Source organism: Serratia sarumanii, from assembly GCF_029962605.1.
In the GTDB taxonomy this organism is placed as follows: domain Bacteria; phylum Pseudomonadota; class Gammaproteobacteria; order Enterobacterales; family Enterobacteriaceae; genus Serratia; species Serratia sarumanii.
This window is the reverse complement of record NZ_CP124750.1, coordinates 4,161,974-4,174,564: the sequence shown is the minus strand read 5'-3', so window position 1 is coordinate 4,174,564 and position 12,591 is coordinate 4,161,974. Positions and strand designations below refer to the sequence as shown.

The 12,591-nt window shown below is 63.2% G+C and carries 8 protein-coding genes and 1 pseudogene; 7 read left to right on the top strand and 2 right to left on the bottom strand.

Features of this window, described 5'->3' with window-relative positions; all coding sequences use genetic code 11:
• The first annotated feature begins 10 nt into the window (after positions 1–10).
• Positions 11–1,480 (top strand): aldehyde dehydrogenase, encoded by a 1,470-nt coding sequence (locus SSARUM_RS19785; protein ID WP_033649626.1) that lies wholly within the window; start codon positions 11–13, stop codon positions 1,478–1,480.
• Positions 1,481–1,532: 52 nt separating this feature from the next.
• Complete coding sequence (locus tag SSARUM_RS19780) at positions 1,533–3,173, top strand: thiamine pyrophosphate-binding protein (RefSeq protein WP_033649627.1); 1,641 nt, start codon at positions 1,533–1,535, stop codon at positions 3,171–3,173.
• A 41-nt stretch (positions 3,174–3,214) separates the two neighbouring features.
• Here the strand turns inward: SSARUM_RS19780 and loiP are convergent, their stop codons facing one another.
• Entirely contained in the window at positions 3,215–3,967 is a 753-nt protein-coding gene (loiP, locus tag SSARUM_RS19775) for a metalloprotease LoiP (RefSeq protein WP_033654702.1), read from the bottom strand.
• Between the two features lie 238 nt (positions 3,968–4,205).
• Between loiP and tkt the strand changes: the two genes are divergently transcribed.
• On the top strand, positions 4,206–6,200 hold the full coding sequence (gene tkt / locus SSARUM_RS19770) for a transketolase (protein WP_033632127.1): 1,995 nt from the start codon (positions 4,206–4,208) through the stop codon (positions 6,198–6,200).
• A gap of 69 nt (positions 6,201–6,269) precedes the next feature.
• Here tkt and brnQ read toward each other — a convergent pair whose 3' ends face one another.
• A complete protein-coding gene (gene brnQ, locus SSARUM_RS19765; protein WP_060431103.1) occupies positions 6,270–7,592 on the bottom strand; it encodes a branched-chain amino acid transport system II carrier protein in 1,323 nt (440 codons plus the stop codon).
• Between the two features lie 594 nt (positions 7,593–8,186).
• Between brnQ and SSARUM_RS19760 the strand changes: the two genes are divergently transcribed.
• From SSARUM_RS19760 to SSARUM_RS19745, 4 genes and pseudogenes are all read left to right on the top strand, one after another.
• On the top strand, positions 8,187–9,275 hold the full coding sequence (locus SSARUM_RS19760) for an ABC transporter substrate-binding protein (protein ID WP_033649508.1): 1,089 nt from the start codon (positions 8,187–8,189) through the stop codon (positions 9,273–9,275).
• A gap of 78 nt (positions 9,276–9,353) precedes the next feature.
• Positions 9,354–11,123 carry an ABC transporter permease gene (locus SSARUM_RS19755; protein ID WP_033635883.1) on the top strand — a complete coding sequence of 590 codons (1,770 nt, stop codon included), beginning with the start codon at positions 9,354–9,356 and terminating at the stop codon, positions 11,121–11,123.
• Positions 11,116–12,186: an ABC transporter ATP-binding protein gene (locus SSARUM_RS19750; protein WP_033649407.1), complete on the top strand. Its 1,071-nt coding sequence runs from the start codon at positions 11,116–11,118 to the stop codon at positions 12,184–12,186. The genes SSARUM_RS19755 and SSARUM_RS19750 overlap by 8 nt, the downstream gene beginning before the upstream one ends.
• 66 nt (positions 12,187–12,252) lie before the next feature.
• Positions 12,253–12,378 (top strand): annotated as a pseudogene (locus SSARUM_RS19745) (LysR family transcriptional regulator); the annotation flags it as partial.
• Positions 12,379–12,591: the final 213 nt, after the last annotated feature.

The following is a 12,591-nucleotide window of genomic DNA, read 5'->3' as shown; positions in this document are numbered from 1 at the left end:
GGAGCGGAGCATGGAACGATTGAATATTTTTGTCGCCGGGCGCTGGCGTGAAGGGCGTGGCGAAGAGATGGCTTCGGTATTCCCGGCCGACGGCAGCGTCAACGCGCGGCTGCGCGCCGCCAACGTCGAGGACGTGAACGAGGCGGTGGAAGCGGCAGAGCGCGCCTGGCGCGCGCCGGAATGGCGCGGGCTGGTGCCGCATCAACGCGCCTCGATCCTCTACCGCGTCAGCAACCTGATCCTGGCGCAGCAGGAGCAGTTGGCCGAGCTGCAAACCCGCGACAACGGCAAGCCGCTGGCCGAGACCCGTGGGCTGGTGGCCAGCGCGGCGGCGACCGCGCGCTACTTTGCCGCCGCCTGCGAGGTGTTGGAAGGCGAGCTGCCGACCCCGCGCAGCGCTGAGGTGATGACGCTCAGCCAGTACCAACCGATGGGGGTGATCGCCGCCATTACGCCGTGGAACTCGCCGATCGCCAGCGAAATGCAGAAGGTGGCGCCGGCGCTGGCGGCGGGCAACGCGGTGGTGCTCAAACCGGCCGAAGCCACGCCGCTGATGGCGCTGAAGCTGGCCGAGCTGTTCGAACAGGCGGGCCTGCCGGCCGGGCTGCTCAGCGTGTTGCCGGGCAAAGGTTCGGTGATCGGCGAGGCGTTGGCGCGCCATCCGCTGGTGAAAAAGATCGCCTTTACCGGCGGGACCAGTACCGGGCGCCATTTGGCGCACATCGCCGCCGACAAGCTGATCCCCACCTCGCTGGAGCTGGGGGGCAAATCGCCGACCATCGTGCTGGAGGACGCCGATCTGGAACAGGCGGCGCGCGGCATCTGCTACGGCATCTTCAGCTCCGCCGGCCAGGCGTGCATCGCCGGTTCGCGGCTGTTCGTGCATCGTTCGCTGTATCAGCCGCTGCTGGCGCGCTTGACCGAACTGACGGCGGGGCTGCGCATCGGCAACCCGCTGGTGCCGGGCGTGCACCTCGGCCCGCTGATCAGCGCCAAACATCGGCAAAGCGTGGCGGACTACGTGGCGCTGGCGCGGCAGGAGGGCGGTCGGGTGATCATCGGCGGTGAAGCGCCGGCCGATCCGCAGCTGGCGAGCGGTAGCTATTACCTGCCGACCATTATTGAAGGCTTGAACAACGACGCCCGCGTTTGCCAGGAAGAGATCTTCGGCCCGGTGCTGGTGGCGCTGCCGTTTGACGATGAGCAACAGCTGATCGAACAGGCAAATGACTCGGTGTACGGCCTGGCGGCCGGCATCTGGAGCCGCGACTTCCCTCGCGCGATGGCGCTGGCGGAGCGGCTGGAAACCGGCACCGTCTGGGTCAATACCTACAAAACGTTCTCGATTTCCACGCCGTTCGGCGGTTTCAAGGAAAGCGGGCTGGGCCGCGAAAAAGGCCTGAACGGCATCAAGGCCTACATGCAGCAGAAAAGCGTGTATCTGGCGCTGAGCCATCAGGTGAACCGCTGGAGCGACTAGGCCGACACCTCTACGCATAACCCTAATAACGACTACCCTAAGAAGGCAGATGATGAGCGATAAAATCACGGTTGGCGAGGCGATAGCCCGGACTCTGGAACAGTACGCGGTGTCGGCGATGTACGGCATCATTTCGATTCATAATCTGCCGATCGCCGATGCGGTGGGGCAGCGCGATAAAATTCGCTTCGTGCCGGCGCGCGGCGAAGCGGGGGCGGTCACCATGGCCGACGCGCACGGGCGCTTCTCCGGCCTGGGCGTGGCGTTGACCAGCACCGGCGCCGGCGCCGGCAACGCGGTGGGGGCGATGATTGAGGCGCTCAACGCCAACACGCCGCTGCTGCATATCACCGGCCAGGTGGAAAAAGCCTATCTGGACGCCGACGCCGGTTTTATTCATGAAACCCGCGATCAGCTCGGCTTCCTGCGCGCCTGCTCCAAGCGCGCTTATCGGGTCAATTCGCCGGAGCAGGCGGTGGCGGTGATCCAGCGGGCGATCCTGGATGCGCAAACCGTGCCCTGTGGCCCGGTGGCGGTCGAGATCCCGATCGATATTCAAAGCAGCCTGGTTTCCCGTTCGGTGCTGACCGAACCGTTGGCGCCGGCGCCGCTGCCGCAGGCGGACGATGCGGCGGTGGAACGGCTGCATCAGCGGCTGAAACAGGCCAAGCGCCCGCTGCTGTGGTTGGGGGGCGGCGCCTTGGCCTGCGGCGACGCGGTGCGCAAGCTGGCGGACGCCGGCGTAGCGGTGATCTCCAGCACCCACGGGCGCGGCATTCTGCCGGACAGCCATCCGCGCAGCCTGCGGGCGTTCCATAACTCACCGAGCATCGAAGCGATCCTGACGCAGTGCGATCTGACGCTGGTGGCCGGTTCGCGCCTGCGCAGTAATGAAACCCGCACCTGGACGCTGCCGCTGCCGCGCCCGCTGGTGCAGATTGACATCGATCCGGCGGCGGCCAACCGCAACTATCTGGCTGATGAGCAGATCAACGGCGACTGTGCGGCGCTGCTCGCGGCGCTGGCGGCGCGGCTGAGCCCCGGCGAGAAGGTCAACGCCGAGTGGGATGCCGAGATCGCGGGGGCGGTGCAGCAGGCGGAGCGCGCGCTGCGCCAGCAGTCCGGCGAATACGCCAAACTCAACGACGCCATCGACGCCGCGCTGCCGCAGGACGGGTTGCTGGTACGCGATATCACCGTTTCCGGCAGCGTCTGGGGCAGCCGGCTGTTCCGGGCGATCTCGCCGCTGTGCAACATTCACTCGCTGGCGGGCGCCATCGGTATGGGGCTGCCGATGGCTATCGGCACCGCGATCGCCAACCCGCAGCGCAAGGTGGTGGGGCTGGTGGGCGACGGTGGTCTGGCGCTGGGCCTGGGCGAGCTGGCGACCATGGCGCAGGAACAGGTGAACATCACCCTGATTATCATGAACGACGGCGGTTATGGCGTGATGCGCGGTATTCAGGACAAGTACTTCGCCGGGCGTCAGTATTACAACGAGCTGCATACGCCGGCCTTTACCCAGATCGCCGAAGCGATGGGGTTGAAAGCCTGGAAGGTGGACGCGGCGTCGCAGTTCAACGGCGTGCTGGCCGAGGCGATCAACTACCCGGGGCCGTCGGTGGTCGAGGTGGACATGAAGCAGGTCGGGCCGCTGACCTTCGCCGGGCCGCCGCAGAAGACGCTGTATTGAGACGATAAAAAACGCCCGGCGATTGCCGGGCGTTCTCGTGGTTATTTCTCTGCCGCGATGCGATCGCGAATGTGCTGAGCGCGCGCTTGGGAAGACGGGTGATCGTCGAACATGCTGCTCTGACGGCCGGCTTCCATCTGGGCCAGTTTTTCGAAGCTGGTGGCCAGGCCATTCGGATCGATGCCGCGCTTTTTCAGCAGATCGAACGAGTAATCATCCGCTTCGCTTTCCTGCTTCTGCGAGAACTGGGCGCTGACCAGCTTCTCGCCGATGTCCGCCAGCTGCGACTGCGACAGCGAGCCGATGACGCCCCCGGCGGAGGACGCCGCGGTGCGCAGCGCCACGGTGCCGTAAGCCACCTGCATCGCCTTGCGGGTGTGGCCCAGCGCCACGTGGCCCATTTCATGGCCCAGCACGCCTTCGACTTCGTTGTCGTTCATCATGTCCATCAGGCCGCTGTAGACGCGGATGCAGCCGTTGGCCATCGCCCAGGCGTTGACGTCTTTGGTCACGTAGACCTTGTAGTTGGCCGGGGTGCCGTTGATGTTGTCGCCCAGCGCCGCGGCGATTTTGTTGAGACGCTTGGCGTAGGTGCTGTCGGCCGGCGCGATTTGTGCCTTGCTGTCCATCTCGGCGCAGGATTTATCACTCAGGGCCTTAACGTCGTTGTTGCTCAGGGTCGCCGCCTGGAATGCCTGCGCGCCGGACTGCATCAAGGTTTCGGTATTCAGGTTTTGACAGCCGGTTGCCAGGGTGGCAATGCCCAACGCAATCAAAGAGGTACGGATCTTCATAACGCCATCTTCCTGTGAAGGTAACAAGGTAAAAGAGTCATTTTGCTTGGAGGAAATCTTGTTGCAAGAGCCTAGTGTACGCCAGCCGGGGCGAGAATAGTGTTATTCCGAAAAAGCGTCCAATCGTGCTAATAAGTGGTGAACTCGCTCTCATTTGGCATTAGGGATTGCCGTTGTGATGTGGAGTCTGAGAAAATAGGGAACTTGACTGCTTTTTTTATCCGACCTGGAGTAAAACATGTCCTCTCGTAAAGAGCTTGCCAACGCCATCCGCGCACTCAGCATGGACGCCGTACAAAAAGCCAATTCCGGCCACCCGGGTGCCCCTATGGGCATGGCGGACATCGCCGAAGTCCTGTGGCGTGACTACCTCAACCACAACCCGACTAACCCGCACTGGGCTGACCGCGACCGTTTCGTGCTCTCCAACGGCCACGGCTCCATGTTGATTTACAGCCTCCTGCACCTCACCGGCTACGACCTGCCGATGCGCGAGCTGGAAAACTTCCGTCAGCTGCATTCCAAAACCCCAGGGCACCCGGAGTACGGCTACACCCCGGGCGTTGAGACCACCACCGGCCCGCTGGGCCAGGGCATCGCCAACGCCGTCGGCTTCGCCATCGCCGAACGCACCCTGGCCGCGCAGTTCAACCGCCCGGGCCACGACATCGTTGACCACCACACCTACGCCTTCATGGGCGACGGCTGCATGATGGAAGGCATCTCGCACGAAGTCTGCTCTCTGGCCGGTACCCTCAAGCTCGGCAAGCTGACCGCTTTCTACGATGACAACGGCATCTCCATCGACGGCCACGTCGACGGCTGGTTCACCGACGACACCGCCCTGCGCTTCGAAGCCTACGGCTGGCACGTGGTGCGCAACGTCGACGGCCACAACCCGGACGCCATCAAGGCCGCGATTGAAGAAGCCCGCAAGGTGACCGACAAGCCGTCGCTGCTGATGTGCAAGACCGTTATCGGCTTCGGTTCGCCGAACAAGGCCGGCACCCATGACGTGCACGGCGCCGCGCTGGGCGCCGCCGAAGTGGCCGCCACCCGCGAAGCGCTGGGCTGGAAATACGCCGCCTTTGAAATCCCGCAGGACATCTACGCCCAGTGGGACGCCAAGGAAGCCGGTCAGGCCAAAGAAGCGGCCTGGAACGACAAATTCGCCGCCTACGCCAGGGCCTTCCCGGAGCTGGCCGCCGAGTTCAAGCGCCGCATGAACGGCGAGCTGCCGGCCGACTGGAAAGCCGACGCCAAGGCGTTCGTGGAAAAACTGCAGGCCAACCCGGCCAACATCGCCAGCCGCAAGGCGTCGCAGAACGCGCTGGAAGCGTTCGGCAAGGTGCTGCCGGAGTTCCTGGGCGGCTCCGCCGACCTGGCGCCGAGCAACCTGACCATGTGGTCAGGCTCGAAAGCGCTGAACGTTGACCCGGCGGGCAACTACATTCATTACGGCGTGCGCGAGTTCGGCATGACCGCCATCACCAACGGCATCGCGCTGCACGGCGGCTTCCTGCCGTACTCGGCGACTTTCCTGATGTTCGTGGAATACGCCCGCAACGCGGTGCGCATGGCGGCGCTGATGAAGCTGCGCAACGTGTTCGTCTACACCCACGACTCCATCGGTCTGGGCGAAGACGGCCCGACCCACCAGCCGGTGGAGCAGCTGGCAAGCCTGCGCGTGACCCCGAACATGAGTACCTGGCGCCCGTGCGACCAGGTGGAATCGGCGGTGGCGTGGCAGTACGGCATCGAGCGCAACGACGGCCCGACCACGCTGGTGTTCTCGCGCCAGAACCTGACCCAGCAGCCACGCACCGCAGAGCAGCTGGCGAACGTGTACCGCGGCGGCTACGTGCTGAAAGACTGCGCGGGCACGCCGGACGTTATCCTGATTGCCACCGGCTCCGAAGTGGGCATCACGGTGGAAGCGGCGGACAAGCTGACTGCGGCGGGCCGCAAGGTGCGCGTGGTGTCGATGCCGTCGACGGACGCGTTCGACAAGCAGGATGCGGCGTACCGCGAGTCGGTGCTGCCGGCGGCGGTGACGGCGCGCGTGGCGGTGGAAGCGGGTATCGCGGACTACTGGTACAAGTACGTGGGGCTGAACGGCGCCATCGTGGGCATGACCACCTTCGGTGAGTCGGCGCCGGCGGAGCAGCTGTTCGCCGAGTTCGGCTTCACCGTGGACAACGTGGTGGCCAAGGCGCAGGCGCTGCTGAAGTAAGCGGCCTGGCGCCAGCCGATAAGAAAGCCGGTCATCGTGACCGGCTTTTTTTATGGGCGTGACCCGCGGTTACGACGCGGCGTTGGCGCTTTCGACGCTGCGCAACCGGTCGTAAGCCGCCGCCAGCAACAGCACCAGCAGCGTAGGCTGCAGCCAGACCAGACCCTGTTCGGCCAGCGGCAGCTTATCGAACCAGTCGGGCAGCAGGCCGCTGAAGCTGGAGGCCTTCAGGCCGTCGGCGAGGCCAAACACCAGGCTGGTGGCGATCACCGGCGCGAAGACGCGCTTGGCGCTGCGCCAGCGGTTCTGGCTGAAGCTGAGTAACACCAGCGCGATGCAGGGCGGATAGATCGCCGTCAGCACCGGCAGCGAGACGCGGATCAGATTGGCCAGCCCCATGTTGGAGACCAGCATGGCGAAGAGGGCTAGGATGACCACCAGCGCGCGGTAAGAGAGCGGCAGGTAGCGGGAGAAGAAGTCCGCGCAGGCGCAGGTCATGCCGACCGCCGTCACCAGGCAGGCGATGAACATCAGCACCGCCATAAAGATGCTGCCCAGATCGCCGAAGGTGTGCTGCACATAGGCGTGCAGGATCGCCGCGCCATCCTGAGCGCCACTCTCGACCAGGCCGCCGCTGCCGGCGCCGAGCTTGAACATGCAGATATAGACCAGCGTCAGGCCGACGCCGGCGATCAGGCTGGCCCACAGGGTGTAGCGCAGCAGCAGGCCGCTGTCGCTGACGCCGCGCGAGCGGGCGGCGGTAACGATAATCGAGCCGAACATCAGCGCCGACAGCGTGTCCATGGTTTGATACCCCTGCACGAAACCGGTGGAAAACGCCGCTGCCTGATAGCTGCCGACGGCGGAGATCGGCGCACCGGCGGGCCAAACCAGGGCGGCGATGCCGAGTGCGGCCAGCGCCAGAATTTTCAGCGGCGCCAGAATATGGCCGACGTTATCGAGCAAGCGGCCGGGATACAGCGACACGATCATCGCCAGGGTAAAGAACAGCAGGCTGTAGATGAACTGCGGCAGGGCGCCGTCGCCGGTGAAGGGCGCGATGCCGAGGGCGAAAGAGACATTGGCGGTTCGCGGCGTGGCGAACAGTGGGCCGAGCGCCAGATAGCAGACGGTCGCCAACAGCAGGCCGGCGGTGCGGCCGATGGGGCCGGTCAGCAGGCTGATGCTGCCGCCGACGCGCGCCAGCGCGATCACGGCGATCACCGGCAGGGCGACGGCGGTCACCATAAACCCGAGGGCGGCCGGCCACAGATGTTCACCGGACTGCAGTCCCACCAGCGGCGGGAAAATGATGTTGCCGGCGCCGACAAACAGGGCGAAGGTCATAAAGCCCAGGGCGATAATGTCTTTCGGGGATAAATTCTTGGTCATAACGGTATGGCACTGCCTGTATTCATGAAATAAACGGCCTGGCTGCGGATGGATAACCGCAGAAGGGCAGGCGCAGGGGGCCGTGAGCGCCCGCAAAATTTTCGTCCGGCAGGATATAATAATTCGGCGACAAAAACCTGATTAATCCAGCGCTGTTTATCCTGGCGTGAACCGGCCGCACAGAGGGATCATGGCGGCCGGCCCGGCAGGGCTTTAGCTCGCGCGCGCCACCATGTCTATCGACAGCGGGATTTCGATATGCGGTTTGAAAGAGTCATAGGCGAAAGAGACATGGCCGTCTTCGACCGGTTTGCGGGTGAAAAAGATCGGCATATTGCGGGTTGAATGCCGGCGTTTGTCCTGAAGTTTCCAAGATCGCCATCGTACAGCGAATTCGCCTGCTGCGGCGCTCTCGCCTGGCCGAATAGTCTGCAACAGAAAGTGCCGTAAAGCCCGCGCTGCCGGGCTTTTTTGTTGGCTAAAAAATGTCCAACCTCACAAAACCGAAAGATAACAAAGCAACGCCGTTGCCTCGTTGCAGTTATTAACTATATGTTAATTTTTGGTTTATTAAATGTGATCAGGGGATGGATGATGATGAAAAAAATCAGCGCGACCGTAGCTGCAATCACCTTACTGGGCTCCGTTTCCGCCTATGCGGCCTTCCCGGCGGGCTACCCCGCCGACTATCAGAAATGGGTCGACGGCGCGAAGAAAGAAGGCAAGGTGGTGATTTACTCGACCACCGACACCAAGGCGGCGGCGCCGCTGATCCAGGGGTTCGAGGCGTTGTACCCGGGCATCAAGGTGGAATACAACGACATGAACAGCACCGAACTCTATAACCGCTTCATCAGCGAGCAGGCGGCCGGCGGCACCAGCGGCGACGTGGTGTGGAGCTCGTCGATGGACACCATTTTGAAACTGGCGGGCGATTACGCGCAGGAGTATACCTCCCCTGAGCAGGCCCAGCTGCCGAAATGGGCGGTATGGCAAGATAAAGTGTATGGCACCACCTATGAGCCGGTGGTGTTTATCTATAACAAACGCCTGATCCCGCAAGGCGATGTGCCGGATTCGCACGCGGCGCTGGCCAAGCTGATCGCCGGCCAGACGGACAAATTCAAGAAGAAAGTCACCACGTACGACATCGAAAAATCCGGCGTCGGCTTCATGCTGTCGGTGCAGGACTTCAAGGCCGATCCCAACTACTTCAAAACGCTGGCCGACGTGGCCAAGGGCGGGTTGGCGGTGCAATCCTCCACCGGCACCATGATGGAGCGCGTCTCCTCCGGTGAAAACCTGATCGGCTTCAATATCCTCGGTTCGTACGCCGAGGCCCGCGCCAAAAGCGACCCGTCGCTCGGCATCGTCTATCCGAAAGATTATACCCTGGTGCTGTCGCGCGTGAGCTTCATCAGCAAAGAGGCCGGCAACCCTAACGCCGCCAAGCTGTGGTTCGACTACGTGCTGTCGGAGAAAGGGCAAAGTATTCTCGCCAATCAGGCGGATATCCCCTCGATCCGCAACGACATCGAAGGCAAGAACGACATCGACGGCATGACCAAGCTGTTGGGTAACGCGCTCAAGCCGATCCCGGTCGACGACAGCCTGCTGGAATATCTGCAGCCGGCCAAACGCCTCGACTACATCAAACAGTGGCGCGCCGCCGCGGCGAAATAACAGGGACTGCATTCGGACGCGCGCCTGCCTTAGAGGCGCGCGCCCTTTGGTCGTCGTTTACAACCATAGGGAGCATTTATGCAAGCATGGCGCAGAAAGTGGCAGAGCCTGCCGCGCGGCCTGGTGGTGTTGATAACCGCGCTGGTTATCTATGTCCCCCTGTCGTTTATCATCATTCAAAGCTTCCTCTCGGCACCGTTTTTCTCTCCCTCCAAGGTCTTCAGCCTGGAGGCCTTCGAGTTCATCTTTACCGATCCTGATTTCTACAAGGCGCTGAAGAGCGGCTTTATTCTGGCATTCGGCCTGGTGATCATCGCCATCCCCCTCGGTGGCATTTTGGCCTTCCTGATGGTGCGCACCGATCTGCCGGGGCGGCGGATCATCGAGCCGCTGATTCTGGTGCCGATCTTCGTGTCGCCGATGGTGCTGGGCTTCGGCTACGTGGTGGCGGCGGGGCCGGTGGGCTTCTTCTCGCTGTGGGCGCAGGCGCTGCTGGGCTTCGTGCCGTGGAACATCTATTCGATGGCCAGCATCGTGGTGATAGCCGGATTGACGCACGTGCCCCACGCGTATCTGTACATCTCCTCGGCGCTGCGCAGCGTGGGCTCCGACGTTGAAGAAGCGGCGCGCACCGCCGGCGCCACGCCGCTGCAGGTGATGACCGCCGTCAGCCTGCCGATGGTGCGGCCGTCTATCCTGTACGCCGGGGTGCTGCTGTTCTTCCTCGGGCTGGAAGTGTTCGGCCTGATGCTGGTGCTGGGGGATCCGGAGGGCAATCTGGTGCTGGCGACCTACCTGTACCAGTTGACCAACAAGCTGGGCACGCCGTCTTACCACCTGATGGCGGCGGTGGCGGTGGTGCTGATCTGCATCACCATTCCGCTGGTGATGCTGCAGCGCCGGCTGATGCGCACCGCCAACCGCTTCGTTACCGTCAAGGGCAAAGCCTCGCAGGCCCGTGCGCTGCCGCTGGGCAAATGGCGCTGGGTGGCCGGCGCGGTGGTGGTGTTCTGGCTGACCGTGACCATCGGCGTGCCGCTGATAGGCGTGGTGCTGCGCGCCTTTATCTCCAACTGGGGCGTGGGCGTGTCTGTTTGGGACGAGCTGTCGATCAACACCTTCCGCACCATCTGGGCGCAACCCAACCTGCTGCGCGCCATCGTCAACTCAATGGCGATTGGGGTGATCGGCGGGGCGCTGGCGGTGGCGTGCTACCTGTTCATCGGCATCGCCATGCACCGCAAGCCGGATGGCGCCACGCGCTTCCTCGACTACAGCGTGCTGGTGCCGCGCGCGGTGCCGGGGCTGCTGGCCGGTCTGGCGTTCCTGTGGGTGTTTCTGTTCCTGCCGATGTGGTTGGACAAATCGCTCAAGGAGGGCTGGCTGTCGGCGCTGCCGATGGCCGAGTGGCTGCGTGCTAACTGGATTGTCTGGCTGCGTTCGCTGCGCAGCACCATCTTCAGCGTCTGGCTGGCGTACACCGTGGTGTGGATGGCTTACGGCCTGCGGCTGATCTCTTCCACGCTGCTGCAGGTGGGGCCGGAACTGGAGGAGGCGGCGCGCAGCGCCGGCGCCAGCCGTGGCCAGATCACCCGCCACGTCACCATTCCGCTGTCGCGCTACGGCCTGATCGGCTCCTGGCTGCTGATGTTCCTGATTTTTGAACGCGAATATTCTACCGGGGTGTATCTGCTGTCTCCGGGCACGGAAACCATCGGCTCGATGCTGGTTTCCCTGTGGGCCGCGGGCGCTATCGATATCGTCGCCGCGCTGTCGTTCATCAATATCCTGCTGGTGGTGCTGGGGCTGGGGATTGCCTTGCGCTTTGGAGTGAAATTACATGATTGAACTTTCGGTAGAGAATCTGCATTTGACCTATGGCGACAACCCGGTGTTGAAAGGGGTGTCGATGGATCTGAAACGGGGCGAAGTGGTCTCGCTGCTGGGTCCGTCGGGCAGCGGCAAAACCACGCTGCTGCGGGCGGTGGCCGGGCTGGAGAAACCGAGCCAGGGGCGGATCGTCATCGGCAATAACGCGGTGTACAACGGCAGCGCGCGCAGCGAAATTCCAGCCGAAGAGCGCAATCTGGGGCTGGTGTTTCAGTCCTACGCGCTGTGGCCGCATAAAACGGTGTTTGAGAACGTCGCTTACCCGCTGAAGCTGCGTAAGATCGCCTCGGCGGAAATCACCCAGCGGGTGCAGGCGGTGCTGGATCAGCTCGGGTTGGGGCATCTGGCCAAGCGCCATCCGCACCAGCTTTCCGGCGGCCAGCAGCAGCGCGTGGCGATCGGACGGGCGCTGGTCTACAACCCGCCGGTGATCCTGCTGGACGAGCCGCTGTCCAACCTTGACGCCAAGCTGCGCGAAGAGGCGCGGGTATTCCTGCGCGAGTTGATCATCAAGCTTGGCCTGTCGGCGCTGATGGTGACCCACGATCAGAACGAGGCGATGGCCATCTCCGATCGCATCCTGCTGCTCAATAACGGCAAAATCGAACAGCAGGGCACGCCGCAGGAGATGTACGGTTCGCCCACCACGCTGTTCACCGCCGAGTTCATGGGCAGCAACAACCGCTTGCCGGGCAAGGTTGTCGCGCTGGAAGGCGACCGGGCGCGCATCGAAGGCAAGGATTGGGCGCTGTGGGGCAAAGCGGGCGCAGGCGTGCAGGTCGGCCAGGAGGGCTCGGCGGTGATCCGCGTGGAGCGCGTGCGGTTGGGCGAAGATCCGCAGGGCAACCAGCTTGAGCTGCCGCTGCTGGCCAGCATGTATCTCGGCGATCGCTGGGAATACCTGTTCCGCACCGTGGCCGAGGATTTCGTGGTGCGCGCCTATGGCCACGAAGCGCGCGATCGGGCGCTGTGCCGGCTCTCCCTGCCGGCCGAGCATCTGTGGATATTCCCGAAAGCATAATCAGGACGCCCGCAGGCGCGGGCGTTCCGTTTACAGAGTTAAACCGCTAGCGGCGATCTTTTCCGGGCGGTGTACGTTTCCCGGCTGGCAACGTCGGCGAAAGTGCGGGTGACGGTCGAATTTTTGCGCGACTATTTCCGCGAGCACTACGGCGAAACGGGGCCGGCGAGTGAAAATCCGCCGCGGCCTTGAAGCCAAAAATGTGCGCCAGATCATCTTATGCTCGTAAAACTCCCCTCCGTTACTTGTGGAACTGTTGCACCTGTTCCTTTTGCCAAAACTTTGGTTTATGCTCAGCTGAAGCGTTTCAGTTGAAGCACTCTTCGACAGAAATGCCGATGTGACGGCGGCGAAAAGCCGCTGAAACGCGGGAATAATGCAAACGCGGCGATTCACAGCGGGCGG